The sequence below is a fragment of the Burkholderia sp. Leaf177 genome (genome assembly GCF_001424345.1).
In the GTDB taxonomy this organism is placed as follows: domain Bacteria; phylum Pseudomonadota; class Gammaproteobacteria; order Burkholderiales; family Burkholderiaceae; genus Caballeronia.
In genome coordinates, this window is sequence record NZ_LMPF01000001.1 from 603295 (window position 1) to 621716 (window position 18422).

Here is an 18422-nt window from a genome sequence, read left to right on the forward strand (position 1 = left end):
TGGGAGCATTCATGGGCTTTGGCGTGATCATCATTGGCGACGAAATCTTGTCCGGTCGAAGGACTGACAAGCATCTGTCGAAAGTTATCGAATTGTTGTCGGCGCGCGGCTTGTCGCTTGACTGGGCCGAATATATCGGGGATGACCGCGAGCGCATCACGGCCACGCTCAAGCGCGCATTTGCGGCAGGCGACGTTGTGTTTTCCACTGGTGGAATTGGCGCAACGCCCGACGATCACACGCGGCAATGCGCGGCTGCGGCGTTAGGCGTACCTCTTGAACTGCATCCGGAAGCGGCTGAGCTGATCCGCGCGCGCATCCGGGAAACAGCAGGCGACAAGCCGGCCGATCTGAATGCGCCCGACAATCTGCATCGGCTGAATATGGGAACGTTTCCGAAGGGCGCGAGCATCATCCCGAACAGCTACAACCGTATTCCGGGATTTTCGGTTGGCGACGTTCATTTCGTGCCGGGATTTCCCGTCATGGCATGGCCCATGATCGAATGGGTGCTCGACAACAAATACGCCGAACTGCATCACGCGACACCGTATGTCGAGCGGTCATTGTTCGTTTTCGGCTTGCCGGAGTCGCGCATTACGCCGCTCATGGAATCTATCGAGCGGGACTTCGTGGGCGTGCGGGTTTTCAGCTTGCCGAGCGTGGGCGATGTTGCCCGTGGCGAAGTGTTCGGGCGCGCCCATATCGATCTTGGCGTAAAGGGCGAGCCAGAGGCGGCTAGTGCCGCGTTTGAACGGTTGCGTGAAGGTGTCGTCGCACTGGGCGGCGAGATCGTGGAAGTCGAGCCGGGCGCTGCGCAATAACCGTCGTGCAGCGCCACGGGGTAATGAGCTAAGCGCCGAGCCAGGGCAAGCCGCGATAGCACCAACCCGAGACGGTCTTGCGATGACCATGCGCGTCTTTGTCGCCTTCAAAACCCTCGAGGATGTCGAAGGCTTTGGTGAATCCCGCGTTCTGCGCCGCTACCGCCGCTAGCTTCGAACGTGCAGCGCTTCGGCAAAGGAACAGGATTGGAGTATCGGGAGCGGCAAGCTCGCGTAATTGCTGGATGAAGCCCGTGTTCGGCACCGAGCCCGGGTATTGAATCCACTCGATATTCGAGTACTGAGCGGTATCAATGGCCGGCCGTCCGACCCAATCAAGCTCGGCGCGCGTTCGAACGTCGACAAGACGCACGGAAGGATCGAGCTGCAGGAGTTCGAAGGCTTCAGCCGGAAGAACAGCGCCGGCGTAGGGAAGCTGATTCTCTGCAGCGCGGCCGGTACCTTGGGCGTACAACTGTTCGAGCGTACTCATGGACGAAGGTCTCCAATCGGACATTTTGATGAGGCATTCTAGCCTGTCGGTAGAACGCCATCGCGCTTGACCGGTCGGTGAGAAAGCTGCATCAAAACGGTGCGCCGAGTTTGAATCGCCCTGAATCAGTGCTAACGTTATAAACCAAATGCTGGTATGCACAAAAGTGGTGCAAAGGAATCGGATGGCAGTGGGACCACAACTTACCGCATAAGTTTGTTTCCCCGAAAAAGCGCGCAGCTTCAATCGCTTAGCGCAATAATGGTGCACTTGGCATAGAAGCTGCTTTTCACTACACCGATGCGTTTGAATCGGTTAGGCGGCGAATAAGTGTTCGTCGATTTTGTTAATCAGGAGATAGGTAATGAGCAAATCCGTGGCCGACGTCATGCAACTCGTCAAGGACGAGGACGTCAAGTTTGTCGACTTCCGTTTCACCGACACGCGCGGTAAAGAACAACACGTTTCGGTGCCGGTTTCGGCATTCGACGAAGACAAATTTGAAAGCGGCCACGCTTTCGACGGTTCGTCTATCGCCGGATGGAAGGGCATCGAAGCGTCGGACATGTTGTTGATGCCGGATGCAGACACCGCGTTTATCGACCCGTTCTATGAAGAGTCGACGCTCGTGATGTCGTGCGACGTCGTTGAGCCGTCGGACGGCAAGGGTTACGAACGCGATCCGCGTTCGCTCGCAAAGCGCGCTGAAGCCTATCTGAAGAGCTCGGGCTTGGGCGACACGGCTTTCTTCGGTCCGGAGCCGGAATTCTTCATTTTCGACTCGGTGCGCTGGAGTGCAGACCAATCAGGTTGCTTCGTCAAGGTAGGTTCCGAAGAAGCACCGTGGTCGTCGTCAATGGAATTCGAAGGCGGCAACACGGGTCACCGTCCGGGCACGAAGGGCGGTTATTTCCCGGTTGCTCCGGTCGACACGTTCCAGGATATTCGTTCGGAAATGTGCCTTTTGCTCGAGCAGATCGGCATTCCGGTCGAAGTGCATCACCACGAAGTGGCGGGTCAAGGCCAGAACGAAATCGGCACGAAGTTCTCGACGCTGGTTCAGCGCGCTGACTGGACGCAACAACTGAAGTACATCGTCCAGAACGTGGCGCACACGTACGGCAAGACGGCGACGTTCATGCCGAAGCCGATCGTTGGCGACAACGGTTCGGGCATGCACGTTCACCAGTCGATCTGGAAGGACGGCAAGAACCTGTTCGCCGGCGACGGTTATGCAGGATTGTCGGAATTCGCGCTGTTCTACATCGGCGGGATCATCAAGCATGCTCGTGCGCTGAACGCAATCACGAATCCGTCGACGAACTCGTACAAACGTCTCGTGCCGCACTTCGAAGCACCGGTGAAGCTGGCTTACTCGGCCAAGAACCGTTCGGCTTCGATCCGTATTCCGCACGTGTCGAACCCGAAGGGCCGTCGCATTGAAACGCGTTTCCCGGATCCGATGGCGAATCCGTACCTGTGTTTCTCGGCGCTGATGATGGCCGGTCTCGACGGCGTGCAGAACAAGATTCATCCGGGTGAAGCAGCAGACAAGAACCTGTACGACTTGCCGCCGGAAGAAGACGCGAAGATCCCGACCGTGTGTGCTGGCCTGGATCAGGCGCTCGACGCACTCGACGCCGACCGTGAGTTCCTGACGGTAGGTGGCGTGTTCACGGATTCCATGATCGACGCGTATATCGAACTGAAGACGACCGAATTGCAGCGCTATCGTCAGGCTGTGCATCCGATCGAATTCGAGATGTACTACTCGCTGTAAGCGGATGGCGCGCGCTTTTCTGAACACTTGAAAAGCGCGCCGCTCGATGCGAAGCAGAAGTGTCAGGTGAACGGAAAAGGGACGGCGTGCCGTCCCTTTTTTTGATCGCCGGATCTTCGTCTCACCAGTTTCAAGACCGGGTCTCACTGCACGATGGTTCTCAAGAATCTCATCAAGGCGAGAAAAAGTCTTCCCGACAATTCGCTGTCCGACGACGCCACGCTCGTCGCCACCAACTTGCTGCCGGGCATGGAAGCGTTGCCCACGGTCGTTTTGGTGCTGGACAAGTCGACGCTGAAAATTGCATTCGCGAATCCGTCGGCTGAAGCCATGCTCGAGCGTTCGCGCAAGCAACTGGCTCAAACCGCATGGCCCGAATTGTTTGCCAATGCCGACGAGTTGGTAGCGACCATTGCGTCTATCGCCGATCACAGGTTCAACGCGACTCATCTCGACGCCGTGCTCGAACGTCCTGGCCGCGAGGCGCTGCATGTGCATGCGATTGTCGCGTATCTGGAAGTCGCACCTAACTACGTGTTGCTCGAACTCTTCGAGAACGAGCGGCATCTCAAGACCGACCGCGAAGAACGGATCCACGATCTGACCGCGGTCAACAAGCAACTGATCCGCAATCTCGCGCACGAAATCAAGAATCCGCTCGGCGGTATTCGAGGCGCCGCGCAATTGCTCGAATTCGAGCTGGGCGCACGGGAGCGTGATGAGCTGCGCGAATACACGCAAGTGATCATCAAGGAATCGGACCGGCTGCAAACACTTGTCGATCGGTTGCTCGAGCCGCATCGGCATCCGCATATCGTGGGCGACGTGAACATTCACGAGGTCTGCGAGCGCGTGCGCGCGGTGATTCTCGCCGAGTTTCCGCGCGGCCTGACGCTTGATCGCGATTACGACGTGAGCGTGCCCGACCTGCGCGGCGACAAGGAACAACTGATCCAGGCGCTGCTCAACATTGTTCGCAACGCGGCGGAAGCGCTGCGAGAACGGATTTCGCAAGGCGACGCGCGAATCGAGTTGCGCACGCGCATTGCGCGCAAAGTGACGATCGGCAAACGCTTACACAAACTGGCATTGGACTTGCATATCACTGACAACGGTCCAGGCATTCCGGAAGAAATACGTGACCGGATTTTTTATCCGCTCGTATCGGGTCGGGAAGACGGCAGCGGACTTGGCCTGACGCTCGCGCAGACTTTCGTGCAGCAACACGACGGCTTGATCGAGGTGGAAAGCAAACCGGGCTGCACCGAGTTCACGATCCTGTTGCCGTTCGAAGGATGAGCGGTCTCGCCAGCAAAAACGCGACATTCGTTTAACGATCAATCACGAGGGTTCATCGATATCTTGAAAAGCGCTCATGCGCCTGACCGTTTCGACGGGCTTAAACCGAACCACACGAAGACATCTCGCCGAACTATATGAAGCCGATCTGGATAGTAGACGACGACCAATCCATCCGCTGGGTGCTTGAAAAAGCGCTCGCAAGAGAGAACTTCGCGACGCGCAGTTTTTCCGGCGTCCGCGACGCACTCGCTGCGCTCGAACAGGAAAGCCCGCAAGTGCTCGTGTCCGACATCCGCATGCCGGGTGGCTCGGGCCTCGAATTGCTGCAAACCGTCCGCGACAAGCTCCCTGGCTTGCCGGTCATCATCATGACCGCGTTCTCCGATCTCGACAGCGCCGTCGCCGCATTTCAAGGTGGTGCGTTCGAGTACCTCGCCAAGCCGTTCGACGTGGACAAGGCGGTCGAACTGATCCGTCGCGCTGTCGATGAAAGCATGCGAGGCGAAGCGGCCTACGACAATAGCGTTACCGAAACGCCGGAGATGCTCGGCCAGGCGCCGGCCATGCAGGACATGTTTCGCGCAATCGGACGTTTGTCGCATTCCGCTGCAACTGTGCTCATCACGGGCGAATCAGGCACCGGAAAAGAGCTTGTCGCCCGCGCGCTGCACCGCCATAGCCCGCGCGCGAACGGGCCCTTCATCGCACTGAACACCGCGGCAATTCCGAAGGACCTGCTCGAGTCCGAACTGTTCGGCCACGAACGCGGCGCGTTCACGGGCGCGCAAGCCATGAGACAGGGGCGTTTCGAGCAAGCTGAAAATGGCACGCTGTTTCTCGATGAAATTGGTGACATGCCGTTCGATCTCCAGACGCGTTTGTTGCGGGTGTTGTCGGATGGACAGTTTTATCGTGTAGGCGGACATAATCCGTTGAAAGCGAATGTCCGCGTGATTGCAGCGACACATCAGAATCTCGAATCGCGCGTGCGGCAAGGCCTGTTTCGCGAGGACTTGTATCACCGGCTGAATGTGATCCGGTTGAGGTTGCCGGCGTTGCGTGAACGCAGCGAAGATATTCCGCTGCTCACGCGTCACTTCCTGCAAAAGAGCGCGCGTGATCTGGGCGTGGAACCGAAGCGCGTGTCTGAAGATGCGCTGACGTTTCTCGCATCATTACCGTTTCCAGGCAACGTCCGGCAGCTTGAAAATCTCTGCAACTGGCTGACCGTAATGGCGCCGGCGCAGACTATCGAGCGCAAGGATTTGCCGCCCGATCTCACGCCGACTCAGGAATATGCCGGCGAAAGTACTGCGTTGACGGCGTCGGCGGCGGAGGGGGCGGTATCGAATGCAGGTCTTTCGAACGGCGTGCCCGCGGCTTTGGGCGCGCCGCCTGCGGGAATTCCTGCGAGCATCTGGGAAAACGGCTTGCGTACTGAAGTCGCGCGTTTGCTGCGCGAAAATACCGCCGATGTCATGGATGAACTCGCGCGCCGGTTTGAAGCGGCCGTGATTCGCGAGGCGCTGGATTTCACTCGCGGCCGAAAAGTCGAAGCGGCCGAACGCCTGGGTATTGGCCGCAACACGATCACACGCAAGATCCAGGAGTTGCATCTGGACGCGTAAACAGGAAGGGGGACAGAAGCGGGGACAGAAGCGGGGACGGCTTCGTCCCCGCCTGATTAAGCGATGGTCGCGATCACCGGCGCGTGATCCGACGGCTGTTCCCACTTTCTCGGCACTTTATCCACTTCACATGCCGTGCAGCGCGCGGCAAGCTCCGCTGTCACAAGAATGTGATCGATGCGCAATCCTGCATTGCGCCGAAACCCGAGCATCCGATAATCCCACCATGTAAATAGCTTTTCCGGCTGCTCGAATTTGCGGAAGGTATCGGTGAGGCCGAGTTCGATGAGTTGAACGAAGTGCGCACGCTCGTCGGGTGACACCAGATTCTGACCTTCCCACGCTTTCGGGTCGTGAACGTCGCGATCTTCCGGCGCGATGTTGTAGTCGCCGAGGAGCGCCAGTTGCGGATAGGTTTTCATCTCCGCTTCTATCCAGTCGCGCAGCGCTTCGAGCCAACGCATCTTGTAAGCGAATTTTTCGGTGCCCGGCGCCTGTCCGTTCGGAAAGTAGGCCGAAATGATCCGCACGCCTTCTACGGTCAAGGCGATGACGCGTTGTTGCGGATCTTCGAAAGCGGGGATGTTGCGCACGATCGTGGTTTCGTCGACGGTTAAACCGCTTCGCACCAGAATGCCGACGCCGTTATAGGTTTTCTGGCCTGCGTACCAGCTCTTGTACCCAGCAGCTTCGAGTTCGGCGACCGGGAATTTGTCGTCGGTGAGCTTGAGTTCCTGCAGGCACAGCACGTCAACACTGCTCGTTGCCAGCCAGTCGATAACGTGCTGCAAGCGAACTTTGAGGGAGTTGACGTTCCAGGTTGCGATTTTCATGAGGTGAATGTTTGGGTTTGACTCGATCACTGACGTAGCGGCACGGCGACGAGTTTAACGCCAAGTGCGGCTGCCACTTTCTGGATCGTTTCGAAGCGGGGTTTCGCGCCTTCGGATAGCGACTTGTAAAGGCTTTCGCGCTGCACGCCGGCGTCTAACGCGACTCTCGACATGCCGCGCGTTTTTACAACGTCGGCGAGTGCCGAGAGCAAAACGTCCGAATCGCCCGAGTCCAGTGCTTCATTCAAATGAGCGGCAATCGCCTCCTTGCTATCGGGACAATCGGATGGGCTGAACTTTGAAGCGCGAGTCGAATTCATTTTCGGTTCTTGGCCAAGTCAGGCGCGCGCCCCAGACAGCAGACGGGATGATCGGCGCCGAGTGTATCTTGTCGGATATGTTGATTCACTGTAACGCGTGTGCCGAGCATTGTGATTCGGGCATGGATTCACTTTAATTTGCCGACGCTCGTACTTCCAGTAGACCGAATGGCTAACGTGCTCTGCGCCGGCGGAAATTCGCCTTTCTGTCCCGCTACAATGTCCTGAAGACATCGGCAAAAGGACGAACCCATGGACCTGATCATTCGACGCGCAGCGCTCGCCGATTCGCGTGACCACGTGGATATCGGCATCAAGGACGGCCGGTTTGCCGCCATCGAAGCTCGACTCGACGTCAACGCGGCTGAAGAAATCGACGCTGCGGGTTCGCTCGTCACGGCGCCGTTCATCGATGCCCATTTCCACATGGACGCCACGCTGTCCTATGGCCTGCCGCGCGTGAATGCATCGGGGACGTTGCTGGAGGGCATCGCGTTGTGGGGCGAGCTGAAGCCCGAGCTCACTCAAGAAGCACTAGTCGATCGAGCGATGCAATACTGCGACTGGGCCGTCGCGCGCGGCCTGCTGGCAATCCGCTCGCACGTCGATGTTTGCGATCCGCGCCTGCTTGCGGTTGAGGCGTTGCTCGAAGTGAAGCGTCGCGTGAAACCGTATCTCGACTTGCAGCTCGTGGCTTTTCCGCAAGATGGCATTCTGCGCAGCAAGGGTGCGTTCGAAAACCTGAAGCGCGCCATATCGATGGGCGTGGACGTGGTCGGCGGCATTCCGCATTTCGAACGTACGATGGCCGACGGCGCCGAGTCCGTGCGCCTGCTGTGCGAGTTCGCAGCGCAGAAGGGCTTGCGCGTTGACATGCATTGCGACGAATCCGATGACCCCATGTCGCGGCACATAGAAACTTTGGCGGCGGAAACGCATCGGCTGGGCTTGCAGGGGCGTGTCACCGGTTCGCATCTGACGTCCATGCATTCCATGGACAACTACTATGTGAGCAAGCTGATCCCGTTGATCCGGGATTCGGGGGTCGCCGCGATCGCGAACCCGCTGATCAACATCACGTTGCAAGGTCGCGCTGACACTTACCCCAAACGTCGCGGCATGACCCGCGTACCTGAGCTGATGGCGGCGGGCGTCGATGTCGCTTTCGGCCACGATTGCGTGATGGACCCGTGGTACAGCCTCGGTTCCGGCGACATGCTCGAAGTCGCGCACATGGGATTGCACGTTGCGCAAATGACGGGCATCGACGCGATGCGTGCCGCATTCGAAGCAGTGACTACAACGCCTGCGAAGATTCTGGGCATCGAAGGATATGGGATTGCGGTGGGCAACAACGCGGACTGCGTGGTGCTCGACGCGCGCGATCCTATTGAAGCTATTCGGTTGCGGGCGGCGCGCACGGCTGTCCTTCGGCGCGGCAAGGTGATCAGCCGTTCGCCTTCGACACGCGCGAAACTGAGCCTGGAAGGGCGGCCGGGAGAAGTGAATTTCAGGCTGGACCGGTGAGCTGGTTGCCAACAAAAAAGCGGCCCCGAAGGACCGCTTTCAGCAGCTCATAACCAATCGATCAATGCGCGGCAGTCGGCGACATGCCGTTATGCCGCAACAGTGCATCGATATTCGGCTCACGCCCGCGGAACGCCTTGAACGAGTCCATGGCCGGTCGGCTGCCGCCTACCTCCAGGATCTCGCGCCTATAACGAATGCCCGTTTCCGCATCCAGCACCGAGCCGCCGCCTGCCTTCGCCGCTTCTTCGAAAGCAGCATACGCGTCCGCCGACAACACTTCGGCCCACTTGTAGCTGTAGTAACCCGCGGCATAGCCGCCCGCGAAAATGTGCGTGAAGGTGTTGGTCCAGCGTGAGAAGGGCGCTTGCGGCACGACATGGAAGCGCTCGTTGATCTCGCGCGCGAAGTCGTTGACGTTCGTGGCGCCTGCCGGATCGTAGTTGCTGTGAAGCTGGATATCGAACATGGACAACACGATCTGGCGCAACGTGCCAAGGCCGCTCTGGAAGTTCTTGGCGGCCAGCATCTTGTCGAAGAGTTCGCGCGGCAAGGTGGCGCCTGTATCGACGTGACCGGACATGTCGGTGAGAACGTCCCATTCCCAGCAGAAGTTCTCCATGAATTGCGACGGCAGTTCGACTGCGTCCCATTCCACTCCGTTGATGCCGGATACGCCCAGTTCATCGACGCGCGTCAGCATATGATGCAAACCGTGGCCGAATTCGTGGAACAGCGTGATCACTTCGTCGTGCGTAAAGCACGCGGGTTTCCCGCCAACGGGCGCCGAGAAGTTGCACGTCAGGTATGCAACAGGCGTCTGCACGCCGCCGTCCTGGCTCTTGCGGCGCGAGCGGGCGTCGTCCATCCACGCGCCGCCGCGTTTGCCTTCGCGGGCATACAGGTCGAGATAAAACTGCGCGACGAGCGAGCCGTCCTTGTTCTCAACCCGGAAAAAGCGCACGTCCGGATTCCAGACAGGCGCTTCATCGCGACGTATCGATACGCCGAACAAGGTTTCCGTGACCTTGAACAAGCCCTTCAACACGGCTTCTTGCGGGAAATATTGTTTTACTTCGTTTTCGGAGAACGAATAGCGTTGCTGGCGCAGGCGTTCGGCGGCAAAGGTCGAATCCCACGGCTGCAATTCGGGCATGCCCAACTCGGTCGCGGCAAACGCGCGCAGTTCCATCCAGTCCTGCTCGGCGTGGGGTCGCGCGCGCACGGCCAGATCTTCAAGGAACGAAACCACTTGCGCCGGCGACTCGGCCATCTTCGGCGCGAGCGAAACCTCCGCAAAGTTCTGGTAGCCAAGCGCGCGCGCCTCTTCCTCGCGCAACTTCAATTGCTCGACCACATTCGCCGTGTTGTCCCATTCCGGCTTGCCCTTTCCATAATTCGCGCCCAGCTCCGATGCCCGCGTCACATACGCGCGATAAATCGCTTCACGCAACGGCCGATGTTCGGCGTATTGCATCACCGGGAAATACGATGGGAAATGCAGCGTGAACTTCCAGCCTTCAGCGCCTTCTTTTTGAGCGGCTTCGCGCGCCGCTTCAATGACATCTTCCGGCAAGCCCGCAAGCTCGCTTTCATTCGTCACGATGTACGAAAACGCGTTGGTGGCATCGAGCACGTGATCGGAAAACGCCTTCGATAACGCCGCCTGTTCCTCCTGCAACCGCGCGAAACGTGGTTTTTTGTCTTCGGGCAATTCGGCGCCCGACAAACGGAAACCGCGCAATTCGTTGCTGAGCAATTTCTTCTGCTCGGCGGTGAGCGTCGCGTGCGCTTCGCTCGCGGCGATTGCCTTGTACTTTTCGTAGAGCGCCAGATTCTGTCCAACGCTCGCCGAAAATTCGGTGACCCGCGGCAGGTTCTCGGCGTGGGCGGCGCGCAGCTCGGGAGTATCGGCGACGGCGTTCAGGTGGCCGATCACGCCCCACGCACGCGACAGCCGTTCGCTCGCGCGCTCGACGCTTTCCACGATGTCATGCCACGTCGCCGGCGTTTCGGGCGCGGCGGCGTGATCGACGGCGGCTTTTGCATCGGCGAGAAGCACGTCCAGCGCGGGCGTGACGTGTTCTGGCTTGATGTCGTTGAAAAGGGGCAGGTCGGAGAAGTCGAGCAGCGGGTTGCCGTTCACTTGGGACTGAGCTTGATTCGCGGTATTCGATGGTGTCGAACTGGACATGACTCTCCCGGTCTCGGATGAAATCTCTAATAAAAAATCGCGACGGTGCGCCGAAAAACACGACGCGCCGGATCGACGGTGATCAATCTATTGTGGGGACGCCTCGGTCAATTCTCAAATCGTTTCTAACTACGGCGGCGATTGATGCAATGCCCGCGAGCGGCGGCGGGGAGCGTCGCGCAATAAATCAGTCGCGGTCTTGCTGCATAGCCCGTTCGGCGGCTTCGATGGTATTGACCAGCAACATGGTGATGGTCATCGGCCCGACACCGCCCGGCACCGGCGTGATGAATCCAGCAACTTCTTTCACATTCGCATAATCCACGTCGCCGCAAAGTTTGCCGTTTTCGTCGCGATTCATGCCTACATCGATGATCGTTGCGCCTGGCTTGACCATGTCGGCAGTCAGGATATTGCGCCGTCCGGTTGCCGCGACGACCACGTCCGCGTTGCGTGTCAGCGCCGCGAGGTCGCGCGTTTTGCTGTGCGTGATCGTGACTGTGGCGCCGGCTTCGAGCAGCAGCATGGCCATCGGCTTGCCGACGATGTTCGATCGCCCGATCACGACGGCATTCGCACCTTCCAGCGGGATCTTGTGCGCCTCGAACATTTTCATCACGCCGTAGGGCGTGCAGGGACGGAACAGCGGTTTGCCGGTCATCAGGGCGCCCGCGTTCTCGACGCTGAAACCATCGACGTCCTTGGCCGGCGCAATTGCTTCAATGACCTTGTGCGCATCGATATGTTTCGGCAGCGGCAGTTGAACCAAAATGCCGTGGACGTTCGGATCGTTGTTCAGGTCGTCGATACGCGCGAGCAGTTCGCTTTCCGTGAGCGTGGACGGAAACCGGTCGAACACGGAATGCAGGCCGTTGTCCTGGCACGCTTTAATTTTATTGCGGACATAAACTTCGCTGGCCGGATTTTCGCCAACGAGCACGACGGCCAGGCCAGGTTGCTGGCCACGGGCGGTGAGGGCGGCGGCGCGTGTTGCAACATCGGCGCGAAGGGTCTTGGAGAGGGCGTTGCCGTCGATGATTTGGGCAGTCATGGAGGATCTGGGCGGGAAGCCGCTGGGTGCTAGAAGGGCGCAGAGCGCGGGAGGCTGTCGTGCCGATGGCTTTTTCAAAGGCGCGACGTTGCGATCGGTCTTGAATTATACCCGTCATGGCCCGACGGATATGTACGCGCAGAACGTGGCGGGAGATTGGATAACGGGCGTTGATTCGCGTACAAAGCGAATGCTGAAGGCAGTATCCGGTAGCTTGGAAAAAGCTCCGGCAAGACGTGCAACACCAGCGGCGCCGATTCAACGACCGGCGCGCCGATGCCGCAATAAAACTTTTACTGCGCCTGTTGCGCCTGCGGCTTGTTGGAAAGCGCGAGCCTCAACAGATCGGCAACGGTATTCACGGAAAGTTTTTCCATGATATTTGCCCGATGCGCCTCGACCGTCTTGATGCTGATGCCGAGATCGTCGGCGATCTGCTTGTTCAGGCGTCCCGCAATGATCCGCTCCAGCACCTGATGCTCGCGCGCTGTGAGCTTGCCCAGCCGTTCGGCCGCCGCACGTTGTTGCTGCACGCTCGAGCTTTCGGTACGCGCTTTATCCAGCATGCGCTCGACCAGCTTGCGCAGCTCGGCTTCATCGAACGGCTTTTCGATGAAATCCATCGCGCCCTTCTTCATGGTCGAAACGGCCATGGGCACGTCGCCGTGACCCGTCACGAAGATGATCGGCAGCAGCGAATTCTCGGCGATCAGCTTTTCCTGCAACTCGAGACCGCTCATGCCGGACATGCGTACATCGAGTATCAGGCATGAGATCGCGCCGGAATGGGCGATCGGGAGGTACGCATCGAGGTAAGCTTCGGCGCTCGCAAAACACGAGACGCGGTAGCCATTGGCTTCAAGCAGCCAGCGCAAAGAATCACGCACGGCCTCGTCGTCGTCGACGACAAAGACCGTTTCCTGAGTGGTGACTGTGCTCATAGCTCTCCCGTAACAGTTTGTTGTGTGGGTTGATGGCTGAGAGCCTCCTGCCCGCTATTACCCGGACTGTCGGCTTCTCCGATTGGCAAACTGCAATGGAATGTTGCGCCCGTGACCTGGCCGGCGGTGTCGATATTGTTCACCACCCAGAGCCGTCCACGATGCGATTCAATGATCGACCGGCAAATATTCAGGCCCATGCCCATGCCGTCGGACTTGGTGCTGTAGAAGGGCTCGAACAGGCGCTCGGCGGTGGCTTCGTCCACGCCCGGGCCCTGATCGACCACGCTGATGCAGACAAAGCCGCCATCGGTGCGTTGCACGACCACGCGGATGACCGGATCGACCGCGTTCGGCTTCGCGTCGTGCATGGCTTCGGCCGCATTCTTCAGCAAATTCACGAGCACTTGTTCGATCAGCACCGGGTCCACATGGATCACCGGCATGCGTGAACGGATTTCGGTCAGTATGCGGATCTTGCGTTTGCGCGCTTCGATTTCGGCAAGACCAACGGCGTCCGCGACGATATCGCTGACACGCGTTGGCTGGCGTTTCGGCTCGCTGCGCTTCACGAACTCGCGGATGCGTTTGATGATCATGCCCGCACGCACCGCCTGCTGCGCGGTTTTTTCGAGCACGGGCAACAGCGCGTCCTGCGTCATGCGGCCGGATTTCACGAGCGCGACGCAGCCCGAGCAATAATTATTGATCGCGGCGAGCGGCTGATTCAGCTCGTGCGCGAGCGACGACGCCATTTCGCCCATCGTCATCAGGCGGCTGGTGAACTGGAGCTTTTCTTCCTGCTGGTCGGCGAGCTCCTGTGCCTGCTTGCGCGTGGTGATGTCCGTTGCAATCTGCATTTGCGCGAGATGGCCGTCAACCCACTGAATGTACTGGCGGCGGACTTCGAACCACTTCTGGATGCCTTCCACATACACTTCTTGCGCGTCCGACGTGCTTTCGGTCAGCGCGGTGGCGGGAAGGCCGGCGTAGGTATCGACCATATCGATGGAATCGGACGATGCCTGCGCCGTATCAAAGCCCGCGCCCGCGAGTTCCAGATGGCCGTCCGGACGAATGCCGAACAAATGCCGGTAATAACGGTTCGCGAAGAGCAGCTCGGCTTCGTCGGCGGCGAGCACGGACACGGCGGCGTCGAGACTTTCAAGCACCGTCGTGAAGCGCTCGTGCGCGGCGGCCAGGTCTTCGCGCGCACGGCGCGGCTCGGTGATGTCGGTCATGGACGACATCCAGCCCGTCTGGCGTCCCGAACTGTCGATCAGCGGCGAAACATAAAGCCGCGCGTGGAAAAACGATCCATCTTTTCGCCGCACACGCAATTCGAAACCCGACGACGGCGCCTTGCCGCGCAGTGTCATGTCAAGTTGGCGTTGCATCTCCGGATATGCGTCTTTCGGCCAGTACGGGAAAGGCGCGACTTTTCCGACGAGATCGCTTTCGTCCCAGCCGGTCATCCGGCAAAACGCCGGATTCACGTGCGTGATCCGGCCATGCATATCGAGCACACGCATGCCGATCAGCACCGAATTTTCCATTGCGCGTCGAAAGAACGCTTCGGCATAAAGCGCTTGTTGCGCCTCGAACCGTTGCCGCGTGTGCTTCCAAAGGCTCCACAGGCTCCACAGCACGAAGCACGACAATCCCGCGACGAGCCAGACGAGCGTGTTATTGGTGAAATTCGTGAGTTGCGGATACGAATAAACGCGTACCGATACCCCTTGTCCCGGCGGATCGAGCGGCAAATCGTAGAACATGTCGCGCGGCAGACGCGGGCGGGTAGACGTGGTCGCCAGTTCGCGATTGTTCAGGTCGGTGATGGAAATCTTGTACTTCGCGGACAACTCGCCGGGAATATCGTGCTTCAGAATGCCTTCGATGGAAAACACCGCGGCAATCGAGCCAAGGAAATCGCGATCCCGATATACCGGCGTCTGCAGCGTGATGTAGCCGTTGCCGACGTCGTCGTAGAGAAGGGGCGAATAGATCTGGCGGCGGGTGGTGCGGGCTTCGTCGAAGGCGGCCTGGACGGCGTCGTCCATTTGCGCGTCCGTGGGCTTGGCGAGCCGCGAGCCAAGAATGGGCAGCGGCGTATTCGGCCAGCGCGGCTTGTGCTGCGCCGTGTACCAGTTCATGTATAGGATCTCGGGATGCCCCTGCATGATGTCGCCAGTTGAACTCTGGAACGACTGGGGATCGCCGTGACCGGCCGCAATGTCGCGTGAAAGCGCCTGGATCTGTTCTTGCGCGCCGGTCATGGACAGCCGGATCTGCTGCTGTGCCCATGCGACATTTCGATACAGCGTGTCCTCTTGCTGCTGCTGCTCGCGCCGGTTGAGACTCCATAAAATGAGGCTCATCACGACGAGAAAGACCAGAATGGAGATCAGCGGCGTGAGTAGATACGAGTTCGACCACCACGGTCCGTGGTGCCAGCGGGTCGGCGCCGTGTCGTTGAGTTTCTTCGACGAGCGGGCCGAGCGTGCGAAAAACCGGTCGGTCAACATGCGCGCAATTGTAACGCAGCGCAGGACTGTTAAAAGGCGTAAAAAGGCTCCAAAAGGTCGGCATTTGATCGCAAGGGCACTAAACCTCTCTCAAAAAGTCCTTGTCCCACGGTGCGTTGCAGCATTTTTCCGCATTATGAGATTGCCTCTCATGATTCGAAAAATTGCTTGCCTTACCGTTTAGAGCCTCTTTAGAATTGCCGCACGCGCGCTTGTCCCTAATGTTTTCCGCAGTTCATCCTGCGGTTTTCCAAGAGGCTCGCGTCGACTGTTCACAGAGCGTTCCTCAAATCAGGAGACGAGCATGTCAGCTGTACCCGACGAAGTGATGAAATATGTCGCCAACGCAAAAGACGACGAAGATCCACAGGAAACTGCCGAGTGGCTCGAGGCCCTCGATGGCGTAATCTCGGCGGAAGGCCCGGATCGTGCCCATTACCTGATCGAAAAGCAGATCGAATTCGCGCGCGTGCACGGCGAACATCTGCCGTTCTCGGCGAATACGCCCTACATCAATACCATTCCGGTTGCCGCGCAGTCGAAGATTCCGGGCGACCAGGACATCGAACACAAGATTCGTTCGTACACGCGCTGGAACGCCATTGCCATGGTGCTGCGCGCCGGCAAGGACACGAACGTGGGCGGTCATATCGCTTCGTTTGCGTCGGCTGCAACGCTTTATGACGTTGGTTTCAACCACTTCTGGCACGCGCCGTCGCCCGAACACGGCGGCGACCTGGTGTTCGTGCAAGGCCACTCGTCGCCGGGCGTGTATGCCCGCGCGTTCCTGCTCGGCCGCCTGAAGCAGAGCCAGCTCGACAATTTCCGTCAGGAAGTGGGCGGCGAAGGCATTTCGTCGTACCCGCATCCGTGGCTCATGCCGGATTTCTGGCAATTCCCGACCGTTTCCATGGGCCTCGGCCCGATCATGGCGATCTATCAGGCGCGCTTCATGAAGTACATCGACGCGCGCGGTATCGCCAAGGCGGGTAACCGCAAGGTCTGGGCGTTCCTCGGCGACGGCGAAACGGACGAACCGGAATCGCTCGGCGCGATCGGCATGGCTGGTCGCGAGCGTCTGGATAACCTCGTCTTCGTGATCAACTGCAATTTGCAGCGTCTCGACGGCCCGGTGCGCGGCAATGGCAAGATCATCCAGGAACTCGAAAGCGAGTTCCGCGGCGCCGGCTGGAACGTGATCAAGGTCGTGTGGGGCAGCCGCTGGGATTCGCTCTTCGCGCGCGACAAAACCGGTGCGTTGATGCGCCGCATGATGGAAGTCGTCGACGGCGAATATCAGACGTACAAGTCGGAATCGGGCGCGTATGTTCGCGAGCATTTCTTCAACACGCCGGAACTCAAGGCGATGGTTGCTGAATGGTCCGACGAAGACATCTGGAACCTGAATCGCGGCGGGCACGATCCGCACAAAATCTACGCGGCCTACGCGGAAGCATCGAAGACGAAGGGCCAGCCGACTGTCATCCTCGCCAAGACCATCAAGGGTTATGGGATGGGCGAAGCTGGTCAGGCCATGAACATCACGCACCAGCAGAAAAAGCTGCACACGGATCAGCTGAAGAAATTCCGCGACCAGTTCAAGCTGCCGATTCCCGACGACCAGATTGCCGACGTGCCGTACCTGACGTTCGAAGAAGGTTCGAAGGAACTCGAGTACATGCGTGCTCGCCGCCAGGAACTCGGCGGTTATCTGCCGGCTCGCCGTCAAAAGGCCGAGTCGCTGCCGGTGCCGGATCTTTCGGTGTTCGAACCGGTGCTCAAGGGCACGGGTCCGGGCCGCGAGATTTCCACGACCATGGCGTTCGTGCGGATCCTGAATATCCTGCTGAAGGACAAGGCGCTCGGCAAACGGATCGTGCCGATCGTGCCGGATGAATCGCGTACGTTCGGTATGGAAGGCCTGTTCCGCCAGATCGGTATCTGGAATCAGGACGGCCAGAAGTACGTGCCGGAAGATTCCGACCAGCTGATGTTCTATCGTGAATCGGAAACCGGCCAGATCCTGCAGGAGGGGATCAACGAAGCGGGCGGGATGTGCGACTGGATTGCGGCGGCGACGTCGTACTCCACGCACAACGAGATCATGATCCCGTTCTACATCTTCTATTCCATGTTCGGGTTCCAGCGCATCGGTGACCTGGCGTGGGCCGCTGGCGACATGCGTTCGCGCGGCTTCCTGCTGGGCGGCACGGCAGGGCGCACGACGCTCAACGGTGAAGGTTTGCAGCACGAAGACGGCCATTCGCTGATGTGGGCGGCGTCGGTTCCGAATTGCGTGAGCTACGACCCGACCTTCGGCTACGAACTTGCCGTGATCATGCAGGACGGATTGCGTCGCATGGTGGCCGAGCAGGAAGACGTGTATTACTACGTCACGGTCATGAACGAGAACTACGAGCACCCGGCGATCCCGCAAAGCGATTCGGTTGCGGCCGATATCGTCAAAGGCATGTACGCGTTCCGCAAGTCGGATGCAAATGCAACAGCACCGCGCGTTCAGCTGATGGGCGCGGGCACGATCTTCAATGAAGTGATCGCTGCTGCCGACCTGCTGAAGAACGACTGGAACGTCGAGGCCGATCTCTGGAGCGTTCCGAGCTTCACCGAACTGGCGCGCGACGGCATGGACGTCGAACGCTGGAACCTGCTGCATCCGACCGAAGAGCGCCGCGTCGCGCACGTGAGCAAGTTGCTGAAGGACGCGAAGGGTCCGGTGATTGCATCGACGGATTATGTGCGTGCGCTCGTCGACCAGATTCGCGGTTTCGTGCCGAACAAGTTTGTCGTGCTCGGCACGGACGGTTATGGCCGTTCGGACACGCGTGAAAAGCTGCGCCATTTCTTCGAAGTCGACCGCTACTGGGTCACCGTCGCGGCGCTCAATGCGCTGGCCGACGAAGGCACGATCGACCGCAAGGTCGTTGCCGAGGCGATCAAGAAGTATGAGCTCGACCCCGCCAAACCCAACCCGATGACGGTTTAA

13 protein-coding genes are annotated in these 18422 nt (G+C 59.2%); 6 read left to right on the forward strand and 7 right to left on the reverse strand.

What is annotated here, in order from left to right; all coding sequences use genetic code 11:
• Window positions 1-11 precede the first annotated feature (11 nt).
• Window positions 12-824 carry a competence/damage-inducible protein A gene (locus ASG35_RS02690; RefSeq protein ID WP_056352461.1) on the forward strand — a complete coding sequence of 271 codons (813 nt, stop codon included), beginning with the start codon at window positions 12-14 and terminating at the stop codon, window positions 822-824.
• A gap of 28 nt (window positions 825-852) precedes the next feature.
• Here ASG35_RS02690 and ASG35_RS02695 read toward each other — a convergent pair whose 3' ends face one another.
• Window positions 853-1317 (reverse strand): rhodanese-like domain-containing protein, encoded by a 465-nt coding sequence (locus tag ASG35_RS02695; protein ID WP_056352462.1) that lies wholly within the window; start codon window positions 1315-1317, stop codon window positions 853-855.
• Window positions 1318-1681: 364 nt separating this feature from the next.
• Between ASG35_RS02695 and glnA the strand changes: the two genes are divergently transcribed.
• The 3 genes from glnA to ntrC all read left to right on the forward strand — a co-directional run bounded on the left by glnA (window position 1682) and on the right by ntrC (window position 6027).
• A complete protein-coding gene (gene glnA / locus ASG35_RS02700; RefSeq protein ID WP_056352463.1) occupies window positions 1682-3097 on the forward strand; it encodes a type I glutamate--ammonia ligase in 1416 nt (471 codons plus the stop codon).
• A 153-nt stretch (window positions 3098-3250) separates the two neighbouring features.
• Window positions 3251-4396 carry a nitrogen regulation protein NR(II) gene (glnL, locus tag ASG35_RS02705; RefSeq protein ID WP_056352464.1) on the forward strand — a complete coding sequence of 382 codons (1146 nt, stop codon included), beginning with the start codon at window positions 3251-3253 and terminating at the stop codon, window positions 4394-4396.
• Window positions 4397-4533: 137 nt separating this feature from the next.
• Entirely contained in the window at window positions 4534-6027 is a 1494-nt protein-coding gene (gene ntrC, locus ASG35_RS02710) for a nitrogen regulation protein NR(I) (RefSeq protein ID WP_056352465.1), read from the forward strand.
• 56 nt (window positions 6028-6083) lie between these two features.
• On the opposite strand, the gene xth is transcribed toward ntrC, so the two are convergent.
• Complete coding sequence (gene xth / locus ASG35_RS02715; protein WP_056352466.1) at window positions 6084-6860, reverse strand: exodeoxyribonuclease III; 777 nt, start codon at window positions 6858-6860, stop codon at window positions 6084-6086.
• 26 nt (window positions 6861-6886) lie between these two features.
• Window positions 6887-7180, reverse strand: a complete 294-nt coding sequence (locus ASG35_RS02720) for an addiction module antidote protein (protein WP_056352467.1) — start codon at window positions 7178-7180, stop codon at window positions 6887-6889.
• A 252-nt stretch (window positions 7181-7432) separates the two neighbouring features.
• On the opposite strand from ASG35_RS02720, the gene ASG35_RS02725 reads away from it, so the two are divergent.
• Window positions 7433-8707 carry an amidohydrolase family protein gene (locus ASG35_RS02725; protein ID WP_056352468.1) on the forward strand — a complete coding sequence of 425 codons (1275 nt, stop codon included), beginning with the start codon at window positions 7433-7435 and terminating at the stop codon, window positions 8705-8707.
• 61 nt (window positions 8708-8768) lie between these two features.
• On the opposite strand, the gene ASG35_RS02730 is transcribed toward ASG35_RS02725, so the two are convergent.
• The 4 genes from ASG35_RS02730 to fixL form a co-directional block, all read right to left on the reverse strand.
• Window positions 8769-10901, reverse strand: coding sequence for a M3 family metallopeptidase (locus ASG35_RS02730; protein WP_056352469.1), 2133 nt, complete (start codon window positions 10899-10901; stop codon window positions 8769-8771).
• A 187-nt stretch (window positions 10902-11088) separates the two neighbouring features.
• Window positions 11089-11952 carry a bifunctional methylenetetrahydrofolate dehydrogenase/methenyltetrahydrofolate cyclohydrolase FolD gene (folD, locus tag ASG35_RS02735; protein WP_056352470.1) on the reverse strand — a complete coding sequence of 288 codons (864 nt, stop codon included), beginning with the start codon at window positions 11950-11952 and terminating at the stop codon, window positions 11089-11091.
• Between the two features lie 293 nt (window positions 11953-12245).
• A complete protein-coding gene (gene fixJ / locus ASG35_RS02740; RefSeq protein WP_056352472.1) occupies window positions 12246-12893 on the reverse strand; it encodes an oxygen response regulator transcription factor FixJ in 648 nt (215 codons plus the stop codon).
• Window positions 12890-15418 (reverse strand): oxygen sensor histidine kinase FixL, encoded by a 2529-nt coding sequence (gene fixL / locus ASG35_RS02745; protein ID WP_056352474.1) that lies wholly within the window; start codon window positions 15416-15418, stop codon window positions 12890-12892. The genes fixJ and fixL overlap by 4 nt, the downstream gene beginning before the upstream one ends.
• Window positions 15419-15722: 304 nt before the next feature.
• On the opposite strand from fixL, the gene aceE reads away from it, so the two are divergent.
• Window positions 15723-18422 (forward strand): pyruvate dehydrogenase (acetyl-transferring), homodimeric type, encoded by a 2700-nt coding sequence (aceE, locus tag ASG35_RS02750; protein WP_056352476.1) that lies wholly within the window; start codon window positions 15723-15725, stop codon window positions 18420-18422.

What these genes read in the sequence shown, in the direction of transcription:
- ASG35_RS02690 (WP_056352461.1), top strand. Translation starts at nt 12, where the DNA reads ATGGGCTTTGGCGTGATCATCATTGGCGACGAAATCTTGTCCGGTCGA.
- ASG35_RS02695 (WP_056352462.1), bottom strand. Translation starts at nt 1,317, where the DNA reads ATGAGTACGCTCGAACAGTTGTACGCCCAAGGTACCGGCCGCGCTGCA.
- glnA (WP_056352463.1), top strand. Translation starts at nt 1,682, where the DNA reads ATGAGCAAATCCGTGGCCGACGTCATGCAACTCGTCAAGGACGAGGAC.
- glnL (WP_056352464.1), top strand. Translation starts at nt 3,251, where the DNA reads ATGGTTCTCAAGAATCTCATCAAGGCGAGAAAAAGTCTTCCCGACAAT.
- ntrC (WP_056352465.1), top strand. Translation starts at nt 4,534, where the DNA reads ATGAAGCCGATCTGGATAGTAGACGACGACCAATCCATCCGCTGGGTG.
- xth (WP_056352466.1), bottom strand. Translation starts at nt 6,860, where the DNA reads ATGAAAATCGCAACCTGGAACGTCAACTCCCTCAAAGTTCGCTTGCAG.
- ASG35_RS02720 (WP_056352467.1), bottom strand. Translation starts at nt 7,180, where the DNA reads ATGAATTCGACTCGCGCTTCAAAGTTCAGCCCATCCGATTGTCCCGAT.
- ASG35_RS02725 (WP_056352468.1), top strand. Translation starts at nt 7,433, where the DNA reads ATGGACCTGATCATTCGACGCGCAGCGCTCGCCGATTCGCGTGACCAC.
- ASG35_RS02730 (WP_056352469.1), bottom strand. Translation starts at nt 10,901, where the DNA reads ATGTCCAGTTCGACACCATCGAATACCGCGAATCAAGCTCAGTCCCAA.
- folD (WP_056352470.1), bottom strand. Translation starts at nt 11,952, where the DNA reads ATGACTGCCCAAATCATCGACGGCAACGCCCTCTCCAAGACCCTTCGC.
- fixJ (WP_056352472.1), bottom strand. Translation starts at nt 12,893, where the DNA reads ATGAGCACAGTCACCACTCAGGAAACGGTCTTTGTCGTCGACGACGAC.
- fixL (WP_056352474.1), bottom strand. Translation starts at nt 15,418, where the DNA reads ATGTTGACCGACCGGTTTTTCGCACGCTCGGCCCGCTCGTCGAAGAAA.
- aceE (WP_056352476.1), top strand. Translation starts at nt 15,723, where the DNA reads ATGTCAGCTGTACCCGACGAAGTGATGAAATATGTCGCCAACGCAAAA.